The following is a 22,155-nucleotide window of genomic DNA, read 5'->3' on the forward strand; positions in this document are numbered from 1 at the left end:
ACCGCCATCGGGGGCAAGCCCCCTCCCACATTGATTGTGGATAACTCAGGTCTTTTTGATTTTGACCGGGCGTTTCCAGCCGTCGATGTTGCGCTGGCGGGCGCGGGCTACGGCCAGTTGAGACTTATCCACATCCTGGTTGATGGTTGAGCCCGCAGCAGTGTTGGATCCGTCGCCGATAGTCACGGGGGCAATCAGCGAGTTATTCGAGCCGATGAATACGTCCTCGCCAATCGTCGTCTGATACTTGTTCGCACCGTCGTAGTTGCACGTGATCGCACCCGCACCGATGTTGCTGCGAGCACCAATCACCGCATCGCCCAAATAAGCCAGGTGGCCGGCCTTCGCGTCGTCGCCCATGCGCGCGTTCTTCAGTTCGACAAAGTTACCCACATGCGCCCTGGCCCCCAATACGCTGCCCGGACGCAAACGCGCGAATGGGCCAGCATCGCTGCCCTCGCCCATCACCGCACCGTCGATATGGCTGTTGGCTTTGATCACCACGCCTTTGCGCAGGGTGCTGTCCTTGATCACGCAGTTCGGGCCGATCACTACGTCGTCTTCGATGATCACGCGACCTTCGAGGATCACGTTGATGTCGATCAGCACGTCGCGGCCGACGCTGACTTCACCGCGTACGTCGAAGCGCGCCGGATCGCGCAGGGTCACGCCCTGGGCCATGAGACGGCGGCCTTCGCGCAGCTGGTAATGACGCTCCAGCTCAGCAAGCTGCTTGCGGTCGTTGGCGCCCTGCACTTCCATGGGGTCGTGGGGCTGCTCGGTGGCGACCAGCAGGCCATCACTCACGGCCATTTCGATCACGTCAGTGAGGTAGTACTCGCCCTGGGCGTTGTTGTTGGACAGGCGGCTCATCCAGTCAGCAAGCTTATTGGCCGGCACCGCGAGAATCCCAGTGTTGCCTTCAGTGATGGCGCGCTGGGCATCGCTGGCATCTTTGTGCTCAACGATGGCCGCAACCTTGCCGTCGGCATTGCGCACGATGCGGCCATAACCGGTGGGGTCATCCAGTTCAACAGTGAGCAGACCCATTTGGCCGGGCACTACGTGCTTGAGCAGGCGTTGCAGGGTTTCCACTTCGATCAACGGCACGTCGCCGTAGAGGATCAGCACTGTGTCGGCGCTGATGAACGGCACGGCCTGCGCGGTGGCGTGGCCGGTGCCCAGCTGTTTGTCCTGCAACACAAAATTCAGGTCATCCGCCGCCAGGCGTTCACGCACCACGTCGGCGCCGTGGCCGATCACTACGTGAATCCGCTGGGGGTCCAGTTGCCGGGCGCTGTGGATAACACGGCCGAGCATGGAATTACCCGCGACCGGGTGCAGCACCTTGGGCAGGGCCGAACGCATGCGAGTGCCTTGGCCTGCGGCGAGGATGACGATTTCAAGAGACATGAATGGCTACCAATCCTGGGCGGTCCGGCTTCAGACCAGAGAAGTGTTTTGCAAAAAAAGAAAAAGGGTAGCCGAGGCTACCCTTTTTAATCAATCGCACATGAAGCATGACGGCTGGGCCGCTTACTTCTTGCGGATCTGCTGGAGCGTGCGCAGCTGAGCTGCAGCCTCGGCCAGACGTACAGCAGCAGCGCTGTAGTCGAAGTCCGCGCCCTTTTCGTTCAGGGCCTTCTCGGCAGCCTTGACGGCTTCCTGAGCGGAGGCTTCATCCAGGTCGCCAGCACGTTGCACGGTGTCGGCAAGTACCTTGACCATGTTCGGCTGAACCTCGAGGAAACCACCAGAGATGTAAAACACCTCCTTTTCCCCGCCTTGCTTGGTCAGCGTGATCGGACCTGGCTTCAAGCTGGTGATCAACGGCGCGTGGCCCATGGCAATACCCAGGTCACCGAGTTCGCCGTGTGCAATCACCATTTCTACCAGACCGGAGAAGATTTCCCCTTCCGCGCTGACGATATCGCAATGGACTGTCATAGCCATCTGATTGCCTCAACCTGATGAGCGCCCGTTGCCGGGCGCCGGGATTACAGTTTCTTGGCTTTCTCGATCGCTTCTTCGATGCCGCCGACCATGTAGAACGCTTGTTCTGGCAGGTGGTCGTAGTCACCGTTGAGGATGCCTTTGAAGCCAGCAATGGTGTCTTTCAGGGAAACGTATTTACCCGAAGCACCGGTGAAGACTTCAGCCACGAAGAACGGCTGCGACAAGAAGCGCTGGATCTTACGAGCACGGTTTACCAACTGCTTGTCGGCTTCCGACAGCTCGTCCATACCCAGGATCGCAATGATGTCCTTCAGTTCTTTGTAACGCTGCAGCACGTACTGAACGCCGCGAGCGGTGTCGTAGTGCTCCTGGCCGATCACGTTCGGGTCCAGCTGGCGCGAAGTCGAGTCGAGTGGATCGACCGCTGGGTAGATACCCAGGGAAGCGATGTCACGGGACAGAACGACGGTGGCGTCCAAGTGGGCGAAGGTGGTCGCAGGCGACGGGTCAGTCAAGTCATCCGCAGGTACGTATACCGCTTGGATCGAGGTGATCGAACCTTCTTTGGTCGAAGTGATACGTTCTTGCAGAACGCCCATCTCTTCAGCCAGGGTCGGCTGGTAGCCTACTGCCGAAGGCATACGGCCCAGCAGTGCGGATACTTCAGTACCGGCCAAGGTGTAACGGTAGATGTTGTCGACGAACAGCAGAACGTCGTTACCTTCGTCACGGAACTTCTCGGCCATGGTCAGGCCAGTCAGTGCTACGCGCAGACGGTTTCCCGGCGGCTCGTTCATCTGACCGTAAACCAGTGCCACTTTGTCCAGAACGTTGGAGTCCTTCATCTCGTGGTAGAAGTCGTTACCCTCACGAGTACGCTCACCCACACCGGCGAACACGGAATAACCGCTGTGCTCGATGGCGATGTTACGGATCAGTTCCATCATGTTTACGGTTTTGCCTACACCGGCACCACCGAACAGACCGACTTTACCGCCTTTGGCGAACGGGCAAACCAGGTCGATAACCTTGATGCCGGTTTCCAGCAGATCGTTGCCGCCAGCTTGTTCGGCGAACGAAGGTGCTGGACGGTGGATGCCCCAGCGCTCTTCGGTGTCGATCGGGCCAGCTTCGTCAATCGGGTTGCCCAGTACGTCCATGATCCGGCCCAGGGTCGCTTTACCGACCGGTACGGAGATGGCTGCGCCAGTGTCGACTACGTCCAGACCGCGCTTCAAGCCTTCGGTGGAACCCATCGCAATGGTACGAACTACGCCGTCGCCCAGCTGCTGCTGAACTTCCAGAGTAGTTTCCGCGCCTTGTACTTTCAGCGCGTTGTAGATGCTCGGTACGCTGTCGCGTGGAAATTCCACGTCGATAACGGCGCCGATGATTTGAACGATACGTCCGCTACTCATAGCTGGATCCTCTGAATATTTGAACCGTTAAACCGCGGCAGCGCCGCCGACGATTTCCGAGATCTCTTGGGTGATCGCAGCCTGACGCGCCTTGTTGTAGATCAGCTGCAAATCGCTGATCAGATCACCGGCGTTATCGGTAGCGTTTTTCATCGCGATCATCCGCGCCGCTTGTTCAGCTGCGTTGTTCTCGACCACCGCCTGGTACACCTGCGACTCCACGTAGCGCACCATCAAGCCGTCAAGCAGCTCTTTGGCGTCTGGTTCGTAGAGGTAGTCCCAGTGGTGCTTGAGTTCCTGATCCGGAGTCGCCACCAGTGGAATCAATTGCTCCACGGTTGGCTGCTGGGTCATGGTGTTGATGAACTTGTTGGATACCACGGACAGGCGGTCAATCCGGCCTTCCAGGTACGCATCCAGCATCACCTTCACACTGCCGATCAAATCATTGATCGACGGCTCTTCACCCAGGTGGCTGATAGCTGCAACGACGTTACCGCCGAAGTTACGGAAAAAGGCCGCACCCTTGCTACCAACAACACACAGATCGATCTCGACGCCGTTTTCGCGGTTTACCGCCATGTCCTTGACCAGGGCCTTGAACAGGTTGGTATTCAGACCACCGCACAAACCACGGTCACTGCTCACTACCACATAACCCACACGCTTAACGGCGCGGTCGATCATGAACGGGTGGCGGTATTCCGGGTTGGCGTTGGCCAAATGCCCAATTACCTGGCGGATACGTTCCGCATAAGGACGGCTAGCAGCCATGCGCATTTGTGCCTTGCGCATTTTGCTGACCGCCACTTTTTCCATGGCGCTGGTAATCTTTTGCGTGCTTTTGATGCTCGCAATCTTACTGCGAATCTCTTTTGCGCCTGCCATGTAACACCTATCAGGTTAGCAAGCGGGAGCCTTGCGGCTCCCGCTGCGGCTTACCAGGTTTGGGTGGCCTTGAACTTCTCGATACCGGCTTTCATGCCAGCGTCGATTTCGTCATTGAAGTCACCCTTCACGTTGATCTTGGCCAACAAGTCGGCGTGATCGCGGTTGAAGTAAGCAATCAGCGCTTGTTCAAAGCTGCCGACCTTGGTGATTTCGACGTCAGTCAGGAACCCACGCTCAGCGGCATACAGCGACAACGCCATGTCAGCGATCGACATTGGGGCGTATTGCTTCTGCTTCATCAGCTCGGTAACGCGCTGACCATGCTCAAGTTGCTTACGGGTGGCTTCGTCCAGGTCAGAAGCGAACTGGGCGAATGCCGCCAGTTCACGGTACTGAGCCAGAGCGGTACGGATACCACCGGAGAGCTTCTTGATGATCTTGGTCTGAGCGGCACCACCCACACGGGATACCGAAACACCGGCGTTCACAGCAGGACGGATCCCGGAGTTGAACATGGCCGATTCCAGGAAGATCTGACCGTCGGTGATGGAAATCACGTTGGTCGGAACGAACGCGGAAACGTCGCCAGCCTGGGTTTCGATGATCGGCAGTGCGGTCAGGGAACCGGTTTTGCCGGTCACTGCGCCGTTGGTGAACTTCTCTACGTACTCTTCGGATACGCGGGATGCGCGCTCCAGCAGACGGGAGTGGAGATAGAACACGTCGCCTGGGTAAGCTTCACGGCCTGGTGGACGGCGCAGCAGCAGGGAAATCTGGCGGTAAGCCACTGCTTGCTTGGACAGATCGTCATAAACGATCAGCGCGTCTTCACCGCGGTCGCGGAAGAATTCACCCATGGTGCAACCGGAGTACGGTGCCAGGAATTGCAGCGCAGGAGATTCCGAAGCACTGGCAGCCACGATGATCGTGTTGGCCAGGGCGCCGTTTTCTTCCAGCTTGCGAACCACGTTGGCGATGGTCGATTGCTTCTGACCAATGGCTACGTAGACGCAGAAAATGCCGCTGTCTTTCTGGTTGATGATCGCGTCGATCGCCAGAGCGGTTTTACCGATCTGACGGTCACCGATGATCAGCTCACGCTGGCCACGGCCGACCGGAATCATGGCATCGACAGCCTTGTAGCCAGTCTGTACAGGCTGGTCTACCGACTTACGCCAGATCACGCCTGGAGCAACTTTCTCGACCGCGTCGGTCTCGGTGTTGCCCAGTGGACCTTTACCGTCAACAGGGTTACCCAGTGCGTCGACTACGCGACCCAGCAGTTCCTTACCAACCGGAACTTCCAGGATGCGGCCTGTGCACTTGGCGCTCATGCCTTCAGCCAGACTGGTGTACGCGCCCAATACAACGGCACCTACGGAGTCTTGCTCCAGGTTGAGGGCCATACCGTAGACGCCGCCCGGAAACTCGATCATCTCGCCGTACATTACGTCGGCCAGACCGTGAATCCGCACGATGCCGTCAGATACGCTGACGACAGTGCCTTCGTTACGGGCTTGGGAGGTCACATCGAGCTTGTCGATGCGGCCCTTGATAATTTCACTTATTTCGGAAGGATTGAGTTGCTGCATTGCTCTGCTGCCCCTTCAAACTCAAGATTTCAATGCTTCGGCAAGTTTCGCGATTTTGCCGCGAATCGAGCCATCGATAACCAGGTCGCCGGCACGGATAACAACACCCCCAATCAGGGATGCGTCCTCCGAAGCTTGCAGGCGCACTTCCCGATTGAGTCGTGCACTGAGAACCTTGGCGAGTTTGTCTTGCTGTTCTTGGTTCAATGCAAAAGCACTGGTCACTTCAACGTCTACCGACTTCTCTTCTTCGGCCTTGTACAGGTCGAACAGAGCGGCGATCTCCGGCAATAGCGAGAGACGGTCGTTTTCGGCAACGACGTGAATGAAGTTCTGCACTTTCACATCAAACTTGTCGCCGCACACTTCAATAAAAGTGGCGGCCTTGTCTGCGCTCGTCAGGCGCGGGGCCTTGAGCACGCGCTGCATGGTGTCGTCTTGCGACACTGCTGCAGCCAGGCCGAGCATGGCTGACCAAGAGGCCAGCTGCTGGTGGGCCTGGGCGTGCTCGAAGGCTGCCTTAGCGTAAGGTCGGGCCAACGTGGTCAGTTCTGCCATGATCGCCCTCGCTTAAATTTCAGCAGCCAGTTTGTTAACCAGCTCCGCGTGCGCGTTTTGATCGATTGTGGCACCGAGGATCTTCTCAGCACCGCCGACCGCCAGAGCACCCAGTTGGGCACGCAGCGCGTCTTTGACGCCGTTCAGTTCCTGTTCGATCTCGGCATGAGCCGAAGCCTTCACACGGTCAGCTTCGACGCGGGCTTTATCAACAGCCTCTTCGACGATCTGGTTACCGCGCTTCTTGGCTTGCTCAATGATTTCAGCTGCCTGTGCTTTAGCTTCGCGCAGTTGATGACCCGCTTTCTCTTGGGCCAACTCCAGGTCGCGAGCTGCACGGGTGGCAGCGTCCAAGCCGTCTGCGATCTTCTTCTGACGTTCGTGCAAAGCCGCGATGACCGGAGGCCACACGAACTTCATGCAAAACACTACAAAAATGAAGAACGCAACGGATTGGCCAATCAGGGTTGCATTAATGTTCACGCCAACACCTCGCTCATTCGTTGTCCATCACCCCAATCAACTCGAAAAATTCGAGTGATTAGCCAGCGAGTTGACCAACGAAAGGGTTCGCGAAGGTGAAGAACAGAGCAATACCAACGCCGATCATGGTCACGGCGTCGAGCAGGCCGGCGACGATGAACATTTTAACTTGCAGCATTGGAACCATTTCTGGCTGACGCGCTGCGCCTTCCAGGAATTTGCCGCCCAGCAGGCCGAAACCAATGGCAGTACCCAGGGCGCCCAGGCCGATCAACAGTGCAACAGCGATAGCGGTTAGACCAACTACAGTTTCCATCTTTCCTCCCGACTTTTACGTCGTATGGTTTAGGTTTTTTAGATTTTAAAGCGGTAAAACAAATCGTTTCATAGCCCGGTAGGGCCCACCTTCCCGTGTTACCGGGAAGGACATCAGACTAGTCGAGACTGGTCTTAATGGTTCTCTTCGTGCGCCATCGACAGGTAGACGATGGTCAGCATCATGAAGATGAAGGCCTGCAGGGTAATGATCAGGATGTGGAACACAGCCCACGCCCACTGCAGAACTACGCCCAGGCCGCTAAGCCAGAGCAGACCACTGCCGAACATCACAGCGATCAGAATGAACACCAGCTCGCCGGCATACATGTTGCCGAACAGTCGCAGGGCCAGGGAAATCGGCTTGGCGACCAGCGTTACGAACTCCAGCAGGAAGTTCACCGGGATCAGCAGGGCTTGAACAAAGATGTTCTTGCTGCCGAACGGGTGCAGGGTCAGTTCGCCGATGAAGCCGCCGATGCCCTTGACTTTGATGCTGTAGAAAATGATCAACGCAAACACCGACAGGGCCATGCCCAGGGTGGCGTTAGGGTCCGTGGTGGAAACCGCACGGAATGGAATGTGGTGATCGCCGGTGATCAGGATGGCCAGCTGAGGAATCCAGTCGACCGGAATCAGGTCGACGGCGTTCATCAGGAACACCCAGACGAAGATGGTCAGTGCCAGCGGTGCAATCACCGGGCTACGGCCATGGAAGCTGTCTTTCACGCTGCCATCGACGAATTCGACCAATACTTCAACGAAGTTCTGCAAAGCACCCGGCTGACCGGAAGTCGCCTTCTTTGCCGCCATGCGGAAAATCAGGACGAAGATCAGACCCAATGCGACAGACCAACCCAGAGTATCCAGGTGGAATGCCCAGAAGCCCATTTCTTTGGCTTCTGCTGCGGTGTGGGCGAAGCCCCAGCCGCCGTTGGGAAGCTGACCGAAGGTCAGGTTCTGCAAGTGGTGCTGGATATAGCCCGAAGCGGTTGTTTCTGCCATGGTTGCCTCAAACGCCCTAAGGTTTCGAAAGTCTTGTTTTCATTAGCAGGGGAGCGAACCAGCTGACCAGTTGGGTCAACACGAAGACGCCGAATACAGCCAGCGGCGCCAATGGCTTCACACCTGCAAAGGTCAGTGCAAACAGCACTGCCGTCAAAATCAGTTTCCCTGCTTCGCCGGCATAAAAAGACCGGACGATAGCCTGGGCTGCTCGGGCGCCGGAAAACCGAAAGGCCCTGTGAGCAAAATACATATTGGGCAGCAAGGCTATCAGGCCTCCGCAGAGTCCTGAATATCCGGCTACGACTCCATGCCAATACCAAAGCGCCAATGCGGCGATCAGCAAAATGACAAATTGAGCCAATAAAACCGGGAAAACGGCCAAGCGATGGAACGGCAACGTGTTTGGCGTGCGGGTTTCCATCACTCTTGCTCCTCAATGGTCGGCTGCCGAGAATCAATAACTTGGCATAATTTGTGCCGACAAAATGCGCGCAGAGTATAGGGGCGGTTCAGCCCCTATTCAACTGTCGGGTAGTGTTTTCCGATCGCGCGCTACATAAGCAAATGTTTCAGCGGATGTGGGCAAGGACGCCCTGAAGCTCATCGAGTGAGTTATACCCGATGACCAATTGCCCTTTGCCTTTCTTGCCGTGGCGGATTTGCACCGCAGAGCCCAGCCGCTCGGCCAGGCGCTGCTCGAGGCGCGCAATATCCGGATCAGGTTTGGCCGTTTCGACCGGTGCAGGTTTACCGCTGAGCCACTGGCGAACCAACGCCTCAGTCTGACGAACGGTGAGGCCGCGTGCGACAACGTGTCGCGCCCCTTCAACCTGTTGATTTTCCGGCAAACCGAGCAAAGCACGGGCATGACCCATTTCCAGGTCGCCGTGGGACAGCATGGTCTTGATGACTTCCGGCAGCGCGATCAGGCGCAACAGGTTGGACACGGTCACTCGGGACTTGCCCACCGCATCCGCGACTTCCTGCTGCGTCAGTTTGAATTCCTGCTGCAAGCGCTGCAGGGCGATTGCTTCCTCGATGGGATTGAGGTCTTCACGCTGGATGTTCTCGATCAACGCCATGGCGATCGCAGTTTCGTCCGGCACATCGCGCACCATCGCCGGGATGGTGTCCTTGCCGGCCTGCTGGCTGGCGCGCCAGCGGCGTTCGCCAGCGATGATCTCAAAGCGGCCGCCGCCAATCGGGCGCACCACGATCGGCTGCATCACGCCTTGGGCTTTGATCGAATTGGCCAGTTCCTCCAGCGCCCGTGGATCCATGTCCCGGCGCGGCTGGTATTTGCCGCGCTGGATCAGGTCCAGCGGCAGGTGCTGCAGCTCGCGCTCGTCGGCCTGCACGGCTTGTTCTTCAAGCGAAGTGACAGTCGGACCACTCAGCAGTGCATCCAGTCCACGTCCGAGACCTCGTTTCTTGACGGCCATGGGGATTCCTTAAGTTGGCTGGGCTGCAGCGGTGCGTGAGTTGCGGCGTTGACGGCGAACCATCTCGCCGGCCAGTGCCAGGTAGGCAATGGCGCCGCGAGATGACTTGTCGTACGCCAGCGCGGGCATGCCATAGCTTGGCGCTTCGGCCAAACGGATGTTACGTGGGATCACCGTGTCGTAAAGCTGATCGCCAAAGTGTTCCTTGAGCTGCGCCGACACATCATTCATCAGGCTCAGGCGCGGATCATACATGGTCCGCAACAGGCCTTCGATTTGCAGGTTCGGGTTAAGCAACTCGGCGATACGCTTGATGTTATCCACAAGGTCACTCAAGCCTTCGAGTGCGAAGTACTCGCACTGCATGGGGATAATCACCCCATCGGCAGCCACCAGCGCGTTCAACGTCAGCATCGACAGCGACGGCGGGCAGTCGATCAAAATGTAGTCGTAATTCTCGCGGATCGGCGCCAGGGCGCTGCGCAGACGGCTTTCTTTCATCTGCATTTCCAGCAGCACCACTTCGGCCGCGGTCAAATCGCGGTTGGCCGGCAGCAGTTGATAACCGCCGTGCTCGGAATAGTGCATGGCCTGGGCCAGGTCGCACTCGCCAATCAGCAAGTCGTAGACCGAGTTTTCCAGGCCGTGTTTATCCACACCGCTACCCATGGTGGCGTTGCCCTGTGGATCGAGATCGATCAACAGCACCCGGCGCTTGGTAGCGACCAGGGATGCTGCGAGGTTGATGCAGGTGGTGGTTTTGCCCACGCCACCTTTCTGGTTCGCTATCGCGAATACCTTAGCCATTCTTGCTTGTGTTCCCAATCATGCCGTGCGGCGCAGTATCAGCAGATGGCGTTGGCCTTGGCAACCGGGTACGGCCAAGGCGTGTTCGCTATCGAGGTGGAAGTCTGCCGGCAATGCTAACAGCTCGTCGCTTGGATGAACGCCCTTCATTGCCAGCCAACGGGTGTCGCGGTCGCCTAAGTGGCGGGTCCAGTTGCTGAAGTTCTCCATGCTGCTGAATGCTCGGGAAACAATCCCGTTGAAAGGCTGTTCAGGCACGAAGGCTTCGACGCGACTGTGGATAACATTCAGGTTATCCAGCTTGAGTTCGAGTTTGACCTGGGTCAGGAAGCGGGTTTTCTTGCCATTGCTGTCCAGACATGTCACTTGCGACTCTGGAAACAGGATGGCCAGCGGAATGCCAGGCATGCCGCCGCCGCTGCCAACGTCCAACCAACGGCCGTTTTCGATAAACGGCATCACGCTGAGGCTGTCGAGCAGGTGGCGCGAGACCATTTCGTCCGGGTCGCGCACCGCTGTCAGGTTGTAAGCCTTGTTCCATTTGATCAACAGGGCCAGATAGCCCAGCAGCAAGTCGTGCTGTGCATCAGTCAGGTCCACGCCCAACTGGCGTGCACCTGTGGATAACTCTTCGGCGTGTTGCGAGGTGACCAACGAACTCAAGCGCTTTGCTCCAACTGACGGCCCGCGCCGCGTTTTTTCAAATGAATCATCAACAGCGAAATGGCTGCCGGCGTGACCCCAGGAATACGTGATGCCTGGCCGAGTGTTTCCGGCCGAGTTATCCCCAGCTTGCTTTGGATTTCTTTCGACAACCCGGAAATCCCGGTGTAGTCGATGTCCACAGGCAGTTTGGTGTCTTCACTGGCGCGCAAGCGGGCGATCTCGTCCTGCTGGCGGTCAATGTAACCGGCGTATTTGGTCTTGATCTCAACCTGCTCGGCGACTTGTGGGTCTTCGGCACCGTGACCGGTCACTTCAACCAGGCCAGCGTAGTCGATTTCCGGACGGGACAGCAGGTTCAGCAAGTTGTATTCGTGGGTCAGCGGCGTGCCGAATTTTTCGGCAATCGCGTCGCCTTGCTCGGTGCCGGGGCGAACCCAGGTACTTTTCAGGCGCTGCTCTTCCAACGTGATGCTTTCGCGTTTTTTGCAGAAGGCGGCCCAGCGTGCGTCATCGACCAAGCCCAACTCGCGGCCTTTTTCGGTCAGGCGCAGGTCGGCGTTGTCTTCGCGCAGGATCAGGCGGTATTCGGCCCGGGACGTAAACATCCGGTACGGTTCCTGAGTCCCGAGAGTAATCAGGTCATCGACCAATACACCGATGTACGCCTCATCGCGGCGCGGGCACCAGCTGTCTTTGCCTTGTGCGCGCAGTGCCGCGTTGGTTCCGGCCAGCAAACCTTGGGCGCCGGCCTCTTCGTAACCGGTGGTGCCGTTGATTTGCCCGGCGAAAAACAGGCCGCCGATCACTTTGGTTTCGAGGCTGTATTTCAGATCACGCGGATCGAAGTAGTCGTACTCGATGGCGTAGCCCGGACGCACGATGTGCGCGTTTTCCATGCCGCGAATCGATTGCACGATCTGGATTTGCACGTCGAACGGCAATGAAGTGGAGATTCCGTTCGGGTACAGCTCGTGGGTGGTCAAGCCTTCGGGCTCGATGAAGACCTGGTGGCTCTCCTTGTCGGCAAAGCGGTGAATCTTGTCTTCAATCGATGGGCAATAACGCGGGCCAATGCCTTCGATCACACCGGAATACATCGGCGAACGGTCGAGGTTCGCGGCAATGATTTCGTGGGTGCGGGCGTTGGTGTGGGTAATCCAGCAGCTGACCTGTTTCGGGTGCTGTTCTTTGGAGCCCATGAACGACATCACCGGGATTGGCGTATCGCCGGCTTGTTCGGTCATCACCGAGAAATCCACAGAACGCCCGTCGATACGCGGCGGGGTCCCGGTTTTCAGGCGGCCGACACGCAACGGCAATTCACGCAGGCGTTTTGCCAGGGCAATCGACGGCGGATCACCGGCGCGGCCGCCCGAATAATTCTGCATGCCAATGTGGATAAGTCCGCCGAGGAAGGTACCGGTGGTCAACACCACGGATTCTGCGAAGAAACGCAGGCCCATTTGGGTGACAACACCGCGTACCTGGTCTTGTTCGACGATCAGGTCATCCGCTGCTTGCTGAAATATCCACAGGTTCGGCTGGTTTTCCAGGGTTTCACGCACCGCGGCCTTGTAGAGGATGCGGTCAGCTTGTGCCCGGGTAGCCCTAACGGCTGGGCCTTTGCGGCTGTTGAGCACGCGAAATTGAATGCCACCTTTGTCGGTAGCCATGGCCATCACACCGCCAAGGGCATCGATTTCCTTGACCAGATGGCTTTTGCCGATCCCACCAATGGCGGGGTTGCAACTCATGGCACCGAGGGTTTCCACGTTGTGCGTCAGCAACAGGGTTTTTACGCCCATGCGTGCTGAGGCCAGTGCTGCCTCGGTACCGGCATGACCGCCGCCGATGACGATCACTTCAAAACGGGAAGGGAAATCCACCACGCACCTCGTGCCTGCTTATGTAGGTAATCAGGAATTGATTGTTGAAAGAGTTTTAGAGCTTTGGCGGCAAGTATAGGGACTTAGCCCTTCCTAAAGAACCCTTTGCACAAAATTTAACCAGCTGTGGATGAATCACAGACAATAGAAATTAAAAGAGAGAAGTTTATAAGATCTTTGTTTTTATGTTTATTTCTACTGAGCCTACTTTCTGTGGATAGATCTCTACAGGCCTTTAGTTACTTTGTGTACAGCGATTCAAAAGTCTGTGGTCATGTGCCAATGAGGCCCTTGGATAAGTGCTTTAAGCCTGTGGATTAAACAGGTGGTTATCCACAGAGGGGTTTTTACTCAGGTTTCAGGCCCTGTTATCAACTGGGCACAGGGGCGGTTATTCACAGGGCTTAATCCACAGATATCGCGTATTTCACCCACGACGAAGCCACTGCGTTTTTTGAACTCAGTAAGGAATGCTGCAAAAAGAGAGCTATTGTGAGAAGTCGACGGCGCAGTTAATAATAGCGATTATCATTAACCTGCCTTAACGCGCCCTATGCCTCCTTCACACACGGCTGCAGTCCAGCACATCTATGAGCATCACCATTCGTGGCTGCAGGGATGGCTCAAAGGTAAATTGCACAACGCTTGCGATGCAGCCGATGTGGCACACGATACTTTCTTGCGTATCTTGGGCGGGCGCGATGCGGCGCAGATCCTCGAACCCAGGGACTACCTGGCAACCATTGCCAGGGGCTTGGTCATTGATCGTTATCGCCGGCATGCGATTGAACGCGCGTATCAACAGTCGTTGGCTGAGCGCCCTGAAGCTGTCGCCATCAGTGAAGAAGACAAGGCCATCATCATTGAAACGCTGGTAGCTGTGGATAAGGCCCTGGCTGACCTGGGCGATCGGGCCCGGCGAATTTTCATGCTGTCGCAGATCGAAGGCCTGACTTATCAACAGATCGCCGATCAGTTGCAGGTGTCCCTGACCACCGTGAAGAAACACATGATCCGCGCGCTTACCGAGTGTTCACTGATCATGGCCAGCCTGTAATGGTTGCCCCGGATCGAAAGGTCTTCGAAGATGCTGCAACTTGGTATGTGCATTTTCAGTCGCAACCTCCAACGCCGGCTGAGCACTATGCCTGGCAACAATGGCTCAATGACGACCCGGCACACCTGGCAGCGTGGAACCAGATGGAGCAATTGCAACGCAGCCTGGGTGCCTTGCCTCAGGATTTCACCCGCCGCGCCTTATCGGCCACGCAGCAACGGCGGCAGGTGCTCAAGTGGATGCTGGTGCTGGGTGGCACCGGTTACCTGGGCTGGAATGTTCAACACGCGCCTTCCCTGGGCAATGTGTGGGCGGACTACCGCACACGCGTCGGCGAACGGCGAAGGATCGAACTGGCCGATGGCACTCGAATAGACCTCAACACCAGCACCGCCATTGATGTGGTGTTTGATGGGCGCCAGCGTTTGATCCGCCTGCGCGAAGGCGAAGTGCTTGTCCACACCGGAAAACTGGGTGGGCAAGCGCCCTTTTATGTTGAAACCCGCCAGGGCCGAGTTCAGGCATTGGGAACGAGGTTTACCGTGCGCCAACTGGCGGATTCGACGCGAGTGGGGGTGCTGGAAGACCGAGTGAGTATCTCGCCTGCAGACCAACCCGATCGCACTCGGCTGCTGGCTGCCGGCGAAAGCGCTGACTTCGACCGGGAAAATGTCGGCCCCAACCACGCCTATCGCCGGACCCAGGCGGCTTGGGTCGATGGCCAAGTGATCGTCCTGGATGCGCGACTTGGGGATCTGATCGACGACCTGGCACGCTATCGCTCAGGTGTTCTGCAGTGCGATCCGGCCTCGGCGCCTCTGCGGGTTTCCGGCACGTTCCGCCTCGATTCCACCGATGCAGTACTGGCTAACCTGCAAGCTACTCTGCCTATCCAGGTGAAATATTTCACTCGCTATTGGGTTTCGGTGACGCGCGTGGGTTGAGCGAAAAAATAATCCACAGAGGGGTTATCTTTTTTTTACCTGGCCCGGCCCTACGGGTAATCACGACGCTACCTTCAGGGCTTATCCACCTATGCGCCTTCCCGCCAAACTCCGCCAGCAACTCTCTTACCACGGCATGACCTACGGTTTACTGCTGTCCACGGCCGCCACCGCCGGTGTCTTTTTGTCCACAAGCGCCCTGGCAGCCAGTGCTGCGCAGCACTACACCATTGCCGCCGGGCCCCTTGACGCAGCGTTGAGCCAATTTGCCGCCAAGGCCAACGTGATTCTGTCCTTCTCACCCCAGCAGACTGCGCGCTTGAATACGCCGGGGCTGGAAGGTGATTATTCGGTGGATCAAGGCTTTGCGCTATTGCTGCAAAACTCGGGGTTGCAAGCCGTAACACAGGCGCCCGGAAGCTATGTACTTCAGGCTTCGCAAGATGGGCCATTGACGCTCGCCCCGACCACCGTCAGCACTTATCAACAGGCCGGTTTCAATCAGGACATTGCCGGTGATGTTGGCTACAAGGCGCAAAACAGCCGCGTCGGTACCAAAACCAGCACTGCGCTGTCGGAAACCCCGCGCTCGGTATCGGTGGTCACAGGCCAACGCATCAAGGACCAGAAGTCGCAGACGCTGACGGAGGTGCTGGGGTATGTACCGGGGATCTTCGCGCCACCGTTTGCTGCCGGTGATAGCCTCGCGGGCGACCTGTTTTTCATTCGTGGTTTCAATGCCACGGATTATGGCTACGGCCTGCTGCGCGATGGCCTTCGGGTACAGGGCAATCGGTATGACACCACCAGTGAACCGTATGGCCTGGAGCGCGTAGAGATTTTCCGCGGCCCTTCTTCTCTGCTCTATGGGGAAAACGCGCCGGGCGGGTTGGTCAACCTGGTCAGCAAACACCCAACCGCCACGCCTCAGGGCGAAGTGCAATTGGGTTACGGCTCCAACAATCGGCGCCAGCTGGGTGTGGATATCTCGGGGCCACTCAATGACAGTGGCAACGTCCTGGGCCGCGTGGTCATGCTCGGTCGAAAATCCGACACCCAGACCGACCACGTGCCCGATGATCGCCTGTACATCGCGCCCTCCCTGACCCTGAACATTGATGACTACAACACCCTGACGCTGCTGACCAACTACCAGAAGGACCACACCAATCTGGAACTGGGCCTGCCTGCGGCCGGCACTTTACTGAAAAACCCGAACGGCAAGCTGTCCAAACACACCATGCTCGGCGACCCGGACTGGAACACGTTCGAGCGCGAAGCCTGGAGCGCCGGTTACGAGTTCAGCCACAGCTTCAATGACGATTGGCAGTTCCGCCAGAACTCGCGCTACATGCAGTCGCGCATCAACCGCCATGAAACCTGGCCCGGCGCGCTGAACAATCGCGGCTTCGGCACCCAGTTGAACATGACCGCCTACGACCGCTACAACAAGTCGATGGTGTATTCCCTGGATAACCAGCTTGAAGGCAAATTCCAGGTCGGTGACCTGGAAAACACCCTGCTGGTTGGCGCCAGCTACGACCGCACCTCGTTCAATCAGGACTGGGATGCGGGCTTCGCCGGCACCATCAATGTGTATAACCCGGTGTACCTGCGCGACCCGCTCACCCCGATCGCGGTACAGAACACCCTGCTCGAACAGCAGATGAAAGGCGTTTATGCACAGGTCCAAAGCAAATACGACCACTGGCTGTTCCTGCTCGGCGGTCGCCAGGATTGGGTCGAGAGTGATTTTCGCGACAAGGTGAACAAGGCCAGCAACACAGGCTCCGAAGACAAGAAGTTCACGTACCAGGGCGGAGTGATGTACCAGTTCGACAACGGCGTGACGCCGTATGTCAGCTACTCCACCGCCTTCGTCCCGGTGCAGCAGATTTCCAACGCGGGTTCACCGTTAAAGCCGATCACCAGCAGCCAGTACGAAGTGGGTGTGAAGTACGAGCCGATTGGCTGGGACACCGCCATGACGTTGTCGGTGTATGACCTGCGCAAACAGGATGACACCTACCTTGATGCCACCACCAATAGCTATCGCCAAGTGGGCGAAAGCCGCGCCAAAGGGGCGGAGGTGGAAATCAACAGCAACCTTACGCCGAACTTGAATGTCACCGCGGCCTACACCTATACCGATGCAAGAATTACCAAGGATTCCGCCACTTCACTGGTCGAAGGGCATCAGATGACCGGGGTGCCACGTAACCAGGCGTCGGTGTGGGGCAAGTACCGCTTTCTGGATGGCCAGCTCAAGGGCTTGTCCCTGGGTGGCGGAGTGCGCTACTTCGATAGCACTTTCTCCTACACCGCGCCGACGCTGTACGGGAAATTGGATGCCGGAAGCGTGACATTGGTGGATGCGGCGATCGGTTATCAGCTCGACAAACACTGGTCGGTGGATCTGAACGCGAAGAATCTGTTCGACAAGGAATATGTATCCGGTTGCAACGATGCAGGTCGCTGCTACTGGGGCGACAGTCGGACGCTGCTTGGGACGGTTTCCTATAACTGGTAAAGGCGCACAGTAGCCCTGAAGAACTCAGGCGTTCTTCAGGGCGTTTTTGCCGGCAAGCCGGCTCCCACAGGATGTGTGGATAACTGGGCTATTTGCCGATGCAGAAACTGGAAAAAATCCGTCCCAGCAAATCATCCGAACTGAATGCTCCGGTGATCTCGCCCAGCAGCTGCTGTGCCTGACGTAAATCCTCAGCCAGCAGCTCACCTGCCCCCGCCAAGGTCAGTTGCGCCCGACCGTGCTCCAGCGCCGCGCTGGCGTGGCGCAACGCCTCCAGGTGCCTGCGACGTGCACTGAAGCTGCTTTCCGAGGTTTGCTCATAGCCCATGCAGGCTTTGAGGTGGTCGCGCAGCAGCTCCAGGCCATCGCCGGCCGACTTCGCACTCAGGCTGATGGTGACATGGCCATCCTCGCTGGTTTCCATGGCAATAGCTTCGCCGGTCAGGTCGGCCTTGTTGCGAATCAAGGTGACCTTGGCCGGGTCCGGCCGTTGCTCGAGAAATTCCGGCCACAAGGCAAAAGGATCCACAGCCTCTGGCGCGGTGGCGTCCATCACCAGCAACACGCGGTCCGCTTCGCCGATGGCCTTGAGTGCGCGCTCTACGCCAATCTTTTCGACCTGGTCGTCGGTATCGCGCAGACCTGCAGTGTCGACCACATGCAGCGGCATACCGTCGATGTGGATATGTTCGCGCAAGATATCCCTGGTGGTACCAGCGATCTCGGTCACGATGGCCGCCTCGCGACCTGCCAAGGCATTGAGCAGGCTCGACTTGCCGGCATTTGGCCGTCCCGCGATCACCACGGTCATGCCATCGCGCAGTAGAGCCCCCTGCCCGGCTTCGCGCAGCACTGTGGATAACTCATCGCGAACTTTGTCGAGCATGGCCAGGACGTGCCCATCGGCGAGGAAGTCGATTTCCTCCTCCGGAAAATCAATCGCTGCCTCGACGTAGATGCGCAAGCTGATCAATTGCTCGGTCAGGTTATGCACACGCAACGAAAATGCACCCTGCAACGAACGCAATGCATTGCGCGCGGCCTGTGCAGAACTCGCCTCGATCAAGTCGGCAATGGCTTCAGCCTGGGCCAGATCGAGTTTGTCATTGAGAAAAGCCCGCTCGCTGAACTCCCCCGGACGCGCCAGGCGGCAACCCAATTGCAGGCAGCGCTGCAGCAGCATATCCAGCACGACTGGACCGCCGTGCCCTTGCAATTCAAGCACGTCTTCGCCGGTGAACGAGTTGGGCCCGGGAAAATACAGCGCCAGGCCTTCATCCAGCACGGTTGCATCGGCGTCCAGAAAGGGGCCGTAGTGGGCGTAGCGCGGTTTCAACTCGCGGCCGCTGATGGCCTGGGCCGCATAACCGGCGAGCGGCCCGGAAATTCGAACGATACCGACGCCGCCGCGACCTTGAGCGGTAGCGACAGCAGCGATGGTTTCACGAGGAGCGCTCATCAGCAGGTTCCAGAACAAAAGTGACGGAAAGCAAAACGCCCCACTAGGGGGCGTCTTGAGTGGTTATCCACAGAGTAAATTACGCCGCAGCTTTTTTGGTAGCCGCTTCGATTTTACGTGTGATGTACCACTGTTGAGAGATCGACAGGCAGTTGTTGACGACCCAGTACAGCACCAGACCAGCAGGGAACCACAGGAAGAAGAAGGTGAAGATGATTGGCATCATTTTCATCACTTTGGCCTGCATCGGATCCGGCGGAGTCGGGTTCAAGCGCTGCTGGATGAACATGGTCGCGCCCATGATGATCGGCAGGATAAAGAACGGGTCTTTGATCGACAGGTCAGTTATCCACAGCATGAACGGAGCCTGGCGCATTTCCACGCTTTCCAGGAGTACCCAGTAAAGCGACAGGAATACCGGCATCTGCACCAGAATCGGCAAGCATCCACCCAGCGGGTTGATTTTCTCTTTCTTGTATAGCTCCATCATGGCTTGCGACATTTTCTGCCGGTCATCGCCATGTTGCTCTTTTAGCGCGGCCAGTTTCGGGGCCACGGCACGCATACGCGCCATCGATTTGTAGCTGGCGGCCGACAGAGGGAAGAAGATCCCCTTGATCAGCATGGTCAGCAAGATGATCGAGAAACCCCAGTTACCCACAATGCTGTGGATATGTTGCAGCAGCCAGAAGATTGGCTGGGCAATGAACCACAGAATGCCGTAATCCACAGTCAGTTCCAGACCTGGGGACAACTCTTTCAGCACGGCCTGGCTTTTCGGGCCGGCATACAGCGTGGCGCTGGTTTCAGCCTTGGCGCCTGGTGCGACGGTCAACGCCGGGCCAGTAAAACCAATGATGTAGTTGCCTTGGCTGTCTTTGCGGGTTTGAACCAGGTTGGCTTCACCCTTGTTCGGGATCCATGCGGTCACGAAGTAGTGTTGCAACCAGGCAACCCAGCCGCCTTGTACGGTTTCTTTCAGCGCGCCCTTGTCGATATCTTTCATCGACACTTTTTTGTACGGCTCGCTACTTGTCCACAGGGCAGCGCCCAGGTAAGTCGCGGTGCCGGTGGCAGTGCTGGAAGAAGGATCGGCGCTGTTGTCACGCTTGAGCTGGGCAAACAGGTTACCGGTCCATGGCTTGGCGCTTTCGTTGTCGATCAGATAAGTGACTTTCAGATCGTACAAACCGCGGGTAAAGCTGAAACGCTTGATGTAGTTGACGCCGTCCTGACTGAATTTCAGGTCAACGTTCAACTGGTTCTGGCCATCAGCCAGTTGATAAGTCTTCTGTTCGGTCGAATAAACCGGACGACCGGTAGCACGAGCATCCGGACCGTCAGTGCCGGTCAGGCCGCTTTGCGCCAGATAAGTGCGTTCACCACCGTTATCGAACAGTTGAAACGGCACATCCGGATGGTCTTGGCGACGTGGATACAACGGCAGTTTCAACTGCGCGATATCACCACCTTGTGGGTCGATAGCCAGGTCGAGCACATCCGTTTTCACGTGGATGAGGTCTTTGTTGGTGACCACTGGCGTTTCTAGAGGGGCGCTTGTCTCGCCATTCGCGCTGGGAACATCGGCACTCGCGGACGCATTGTTACCCAACGGGGTGTCCGGAATAGCCGGCGCAGCCTGATTGGTAGCAACATTCTGAGTCGGCAGGGCAGCCTGGCCGTAGTCCTGGTTCCACTTAAGAACCATGACGTAGGACACGATTGCCAGGGCGACGATCAGGATCGTGCGTTTAATATCCATGATTACTCGGCCATCGAAGAAGAACGGGAGGTAGGGATAGGTGGAACCGGGTCAAAACCACCGGGATTCCACGGATGACAGCGGCCTAAACGACGAAAGGCCAGCCAGCCACCGCGCAGAAGACCATGATTTTCTATGGCCTCTAACGCGTAGCAGGAACAACTGGGGTAGAAACGACAGTGGTCGGCCATCAGAGGACTAATGGCATAACGGTAAAACTGGATCGGAACGAGGGCCAGTTTACGCATTGGTGCTGTCTACCCCTACAGTTTCGGTGCTGACTGCTGGTGCCGGCTTGTGGGTACGCGCCAAACGTTTCCAGAGCTTGCCGAAATGCTGAATCAATTCGGGGTTTTCTACGTCCCCCAAGCCTTTGCGCGCGACGATAACAATATCCCAACCAACCAGAGTTTCCTGGTGGAGGCGAAACGATTCGCGCATCAGACGCTTGAGGCGATTGCGCTCAACGGAGAGCTTTACGCTCTTCTTGCCGATCACCAACCCGAGGCGGGGGTGATCCAGATCGTTGTTACGCGCAAGGAGCAGGAGATTTTTCCCCGGAACCTTGCCGGTGGGGGAGTCAAAGACTGCCTTGAAATGCCGGGGGGTTAGCAGACGCTTTTCCCGACTGAAGTCCTGACTCACCACCAGTACCGGATTATCAAACTGCCAGACGCGCACGACCTTTGGCGCGGCGACGCGACAGGACAGCACGGCCGTTCTTGGTGGCCATGCGAGCACGGAAGCCGTGAGTACGGGCGCGTTTGATGGTGCTTGGTTGGAAAGTACGTTTCATGGCGTTGTTACCTGGTTCGTCCACAACGGGCCGGAATGGCCCCCGTTTTAAGAGACCGGCGATTCTAGAGAAAGCAAGCCTCTAGGTCAATTTCCAACCAGCTTTTCCTTTAATTAGATATCTGCAGGCAATTGGGCCTTTTCGGCTCGCCCGGCTTTCACGAGCAATGCCATAGATATAAAAATAAAGAAGGAAGTTATTTAAAGCTTTTCTGTAAAGCTTATAAAAGCTAGGGAGGCGATCCTCTGTGGATAACTGCTCTGAGCCCATATTCCACCTGATGTACAGAGAATGACAACTAGGGGGAGAAACGGTGCTCTGCCTGTGCTGCGCTGTCGGATAACCTGTGCGTGGAATGGGTTGTTATCCACAGGCCAGTTACCCACAGACTTTCGACCCCACTTGTACAACGAGCTTAGGGGCGCTTATCCACAGAGCCTATGCACAGACCATTGGTCGGCTTTTCTGCGCTTAACGCATTGATTTTGGGTGCCCTGTGAGCAACCTACATGTGGATAAGTGGGCGTCTGGCCGCTACAATGGCGGCTGTTTTTGCCTCACCGGCTTTCAACTTAGGGGATATCC

22 protein-coding genes are annotated in these 22,155 nt (G+C 57.3%); 3 read left to right on the forward strand and 19 right to left on the reverse strand.

Going from position 1 to position 22,155, the window contains the following annotated elements:
* Positions 1–45: 45 nt before the first annotated feature.
* From glmU to mnmG, 14 genes are all read right to left on the reverse strand, one after another.
* Positions 46–1,413: a bifunctional UDP-N-acetylglucosamine diphosphorylase/glucosamine-1-phosphate N-acetyltransferase GlmU gene (glmU, locus tag ABWL43_RS29185; RefSeq protein ID WP_404486090.1), complete on the reverse strand. Its 1,368-nt coding sequence runs from the start codon at positions 1,411–1,413 to the stop codon at positions 46–48.
* A gap of 123 nt (positions 1,414–1,536) precedes the next feature.
* On the reverse strand, positions 1,537–1,953 hold the full coding sequence (locus ABWL43_RS29190) for a F0F1 ATP synthase subunit epsilon (protein WP_003177061.1): 417 nt from the start codon (positions 1,951–1,953) through the stop codon (positions 1,537–1,539).
* Between the two features lie 44 nt (positions 1,954–1,997).
* Positions 1,998–3,374, reverse strand: coding sequence for a F0F1 ATP synthase subunit beta (atpD, locus tag ABWL43_RS29195; RefSeq protein WP_017135118.1), 1,377 nt, complete (start codon positions 3,372–3,374; stop codon positions 1,998–2,000).
* 27 nt (positions 3,375–3,401) lie between these two features.
* Positions 3,402–4,262 carry a F0F1 ATP synthase subunit gamma gene (gene atpG, locus ABWL43_RS29200; protein ID WP_003233565.1) on the reverse strand — a complete coding sequence of 287 codons (861 nt, stop codon included), beginning with the start codon at positions 4,260–4,262 and terminating at the stop codon, positions 3,402–3,404.
* Between the two features lie 50 nt (positions 4,263–4,312).
* Positions 4,313–5,857, reverse strand: a complete 1,545-nt coding sequence (atpA, locus tag ABWL43_RS29205; RefSeq protein WP_017135120.1) for a F0F1 ATP synthase subunit alpha — start codon at positions 5,855–5,857, stop codon at positions 4,313–4,315.
* Positions 5,858–5,878: 21 nt separating this feature from the next.
* Positions 5,879–6,415 carry a F0F1 ATP synthase subunit delta gene (locus ABWL43_RS29210; protein ID WP_145158401.1) on the reverse strand — a complete coding sequence of 179 codons (537 nt, stop codon included), beginning with the start codon at positions 6,413–6,415 and terminating at the stop codon, positions 5,879–5,881.
* Positions 6,416–6,427: 12 nt separating this feature from the next.
* A complete protein-coding gene (locus ABWL43_RS29215) occupies positions 6,428–6,898 on the reverse strand; it encodes a F0F1 ATP synthase subunit B (protein WP_016970692.1) in 471 nt (156 codons plus the stop codon).
* A gap of 58 nt (positions 6,899–6,956) precedes the next feature.
* A complete protein-coding gene (atpE, locus tag ABWL43_RS29220; RefSeq protein WP_002555987.1) occupies positions 6,957–7,214 on the reverse strand; it encodes a F0F1 ATP synthase subunit C in 258 nt (85 codons plus the stop codon).
* Positions 7,215–7,348: 134 nt separating this feature from the next.
* Positions 7,349–8,218: a F0F1 ATP synthase subunit A gene (gene atpB, locus ABWL43_RS29225; RefSeq protein ID WP_017848936.1), complete on the reverse strand. Its 870-nt coding sequence runs from the start codon at positions 8,216–8,218 to the stop codon at positions 7,349–7,351.
* A 16-nt stretch (positions 8,219–8,234) separates the two neighbouring features.
* Positions 8,235–8,642, reverse strand: coding sequence for a F0F1 ATP synthase subunit I (locus ABWL43_RS29230; RefSeq protein WP_010565865.1), 408 nt, complete (start codon positions 8,640–8,642; stop codon positions 8,235–8,237).
* 148 nt (positions 8,643–8,790) lie between these two features.
* Positions 8,791–9,663 carry a ParB/RepB/Spo0J family partition protein gene (locus ABWL43_RS29235; protein WP_404486095.1) on the reverse strand — a complete coding sequence of 291 codons (873 nt, stop codon included), beginning with the start codon at positions 9,661–9,663 and terminating at the stop codon, positions 8,791–8,793.
* Positions 9,664–9,672: 9 nt separating this feature from the next.
* Positions 9,673–10,470 carry a ParA family protein gene (locus ABWL43_RS29240; protein WP_017477894.1) on the reverse strand — a complete coding sequence of 266 codons (798 nt, stop codon included), beginning with the start codon at positions 10,468–10,470 and terminating at the stop codon, positions 9,673–9,675.
* A gap of 18 nt (positions 10,471–10,488) precedes the next feature.
* The gene (gene rsmG, locus ABWL43_RS29245) at positions 10,489–11,133 is read right to left on the reverse strand and encodes a 16S rRNA (guanine(527)-N(7))-methyltransferase RsmG (RefSeq protein ID WP_145158405.1); all 645 of its coding nucleotides are present in this window, start codon (positions 11,131–11,133) and stop codon (positions 10,489–10,491) included.
* Positions 11,130–13,022, reverse strand: coding sequence for a tRNA uridine-5-carboxymethylaminomethyl(34) synthesis enzyme MnmG (mnmG, locus tag ABWL43_RS29250; protein WP_145158407.1), 1,893 nt, complete (start codon positions 13,020–13,022; stop codon positions 11,130–11,132). The genes rsmG and mnmG overlap by 4 nt, the downstream gene beginning before the upstream one ends.
* 553 nt (positions 13,023–13,575) lie before the next feature.
* On the opposite strand from mnmG, the gene ABWL43_RS29255 reads away from it, so the two are divergent.
* From ABWL43_RS29255 to ABWL43_RS29265, 3 genes are all read left to right on the forward strand, one after another.
* Positions 13,576–14,079 carry a sigma-70 family RNA polymerase sigma factor gene (locus tag ABWL43_RS29255; RefSeq protein ID WP_262206820.1) on the forward strand — a complete coding sequence of 168 codons (504 nt, stop codon included), beginning with the start codon at positions 13,576–13,578 and terminating at the stop codon, positions 14,077–14,079.
* Positions 14,079–15,023, forward strand: a complete 945-nt coding sequence (locus ABWL43_RS29260; protein ID WP_404486098.1) for a FecR domain-containing protein — start codon at positions 14,079–14,081, stop codon at positions 15,021–15,023. Before ABWL43_RS29255 ends, ABWL43_RS29260 begins: the two co-directional genes overlap by 1 nt.
* A gap of 91 nt (positions 15,024–15,114) precedes the next feature.
* On the forward strand, positions 15,115–17,553 hold the full coding sequence (locus ABWL43_RS29265; protein ID WP_369302779.1) for a TonB-dependent siderophore receptor: 2,439 nt from the start codon (positions 15,115–15,117) through the stop codon (positions 17,551–17,553).
* Positions 17,554–17,641: 88 nt separating this feature from the next.
* Here ABWL43_RS29265 and mnmE read toward each other — a convergent pair whose 3' ends face one another.
* The 5 genes from mnmE to rpmH all read right to left on the reverse strand — a co-directional run bounded on the left by mnmE (position 17,642) and on the right by rpmH (position 21,570).
* Positions 17,642–19,012 carry a tRNA uridine-5-carboxymethylaminomethyl(34) synthesis GTPase MnmE gene (gene mnmE / locus ABWL43_RS29270; RefSeq protein ID WP_404486100.1) on the reverse strand — a complete coding sequence of 457 codons (1,371 nt, stop codon included), beginning with the start codon at positions 19,010–19,012 and terminating at the stop codon, positions 17,642–17,644.
* Between the two features lie 79 nt (positions 19,013–19,091).
* Positions 19,092–20,774: a membrane protein insertase YidC gene (gene yidC, locus ABWL43_RS29275; RefSeq protein ID WP_404486102.1), complete on the reverse strand. Its 1,683-nt coding sequence runs from the start codon at positions 20,772–20,774 to the stop codon at positions 19,092–19,094.
* 2 nt (positions 20,775–20,776) lie between these two features.
* A complete protein-coding gene (gene yidD, locus ABWL43_RS29280; RefSeq protein ID WP_073636650.1) occupies positions 20,777–21,022 on the reverse strand; it encodes a membrane protein insertion efficiency factor YidD in 246 nt (81 codons plus the stop codon).
* Positions 21,015–21,419, reverse strand: coding sequence for a ribonuclease P protein component (gene rnpA, locus ABWL43_RS29285; RefSeq protein WP_218570655.1), 405 nt, complete (start codon positions 21,417–21,419; stop codon positions 21,015–21,017). The genes yidD and rnpA overlap by 8 nt, the downstream gene beginning before the upstream one ends.
* Positions 21,420–21,435: 16 nt before the next feature.
* Entirely contained in the window at positions 21,436–21,570 is a 135-nt protein-coding gene (gene rpmH, locus ABWL43_RS29290) for a 50S ribosomal protein L34 (RefSeq protein WP_003213577.1), read from the reverse strand.
* Positions 21,571–22,155: the final 585 nt, after the last annotated feature.

The organism is Pseudomonas sp. HT11 (assembly GCF_044875395.1).
In the GTDB taxonomy this organism is placed as follows: domain Bacteria; phylum Pseudomonadota; class Gammaproteobacteria; order Pseudomonadales; family Pseudomonadaceae; genus Aquipseudomonas.

Coding starts and splice junctions, on each gene's coding strand:
- glmU (WP_404486090.1), bottom strand. CDS start 1,413: ATGTCTCTTGAAATCGTCATCCTCGCCGCAGGCCAAGGCACTCGCATG.
- ABWL43_RS29190 (WP_003177061.1), bottom strand. CDS start 1,953: ATGGCTATGACAGTCCATTGCGATATCGTCAGCGCGGAAGGGGAAATC.
- atpD (WP_017135118.1), bottom strand. CDS start 3,374: ATGAGTAGCGGACGTATCGTTCAAATCATCGGCGCCGTTATCGACGTG.
- atpG (WP_003233565.1), bottom strand. CDS start 4,262: ATGGCAGGCGCAAAAGAGATTCGCAGTAAGATTGCGAGCATCAAAAGC.
- atpA (WP_017135120.1), bottom strand. CDS start 5,857: ATGCAGCAACTCAATCCTTCCGAAATAAGTGAAATTATCAAGGGCCGC.
- ABWL43_RS29210 (WP_145158401.1), bottom strand. CDS start 6,415: ATGGCAGAACTGACCACGTTGGCCCGACCTTACGCTAAGGCAGCCTTC.
- atpE (WP_002555987.1), bottom strand. CDS start 7,214: ATGGAAACTGTAGTTGGTCTAACCGCTATCGCTGTTGCACTGTTGATC.
- atpB (WP_017848936.1), bottom strand. CDS start 8,218: ATGGCAGAAACAACCGCTTCGGGCTATATCCAGCACCACTTGCAGAAC.
- ABWL43_RS29230 (WP_010565865.1), bottom strand. CDS start 8,642: ATGGAAACCCGCACGCCAAACACGTTGCCGTTCCATCGCTTGGCCGTT.
- ABWL43_RS29235 (WP_404486095.1), bottom strand. CDS start 9,663: ATGGCCGTCAAGAAACGAGGTCTCGGACGTGGACTGGATGCACTGCTG.
- ABWL43_RS29240 (WP_017477894.1), bottom strand. CDS start 10,470: ATGGCTAAGGTATTCGCGATAGCGAACCAGAAAGGTGGCGTGGGCAAA.
- ABWL43_RS29255 (WP_262206820.1), top strand. CDS start 13,576: ATGCCTCCTTCACACACGGCTGCAGTCCAGCACATCTATGAGCATCAC.
- ABWL43_RS29260 (WP_404486098.1), top strand. CDS start 14,079: ATGGTTGCCCCGGATCGAAAGGTCTTCGAAGATGCTGCAACTTGGTAT.
- ABWL43_RS29265 (WP_369302779.1), top strand. CDS start 15,115: ATGCGCCTTCCCGCCAAACTCCGCCAGCAACTCTCTTACCACGGCATG.
- mnmE (WP_404486100.1), bottom strand. CDS start 19,012: ATGAGCGCTCCTCGTGAAACCATCGCTGCTGTCGCTACCGCTCAAGGT.
- yidC (WP_404486102.1), bottom strand. CDS start 20,774: ATGGATATTAAACGCACGATCCTGATCGTCGCCCTGGCAATCGTGTCC.
- yidD (WP_073636650.1), bottom strand. CDS start 21,022: ATGCGTAAACTGGCCCTCGTTCCGATCCAGTTTTACCGTTATGCCATT.
- rpmH (WP_003213577.1), bottom strand. CDS start 21,570: ATGAAACGTACTTTCCAACCAAGCACCATCAAACGCGCCCGTACTCAC.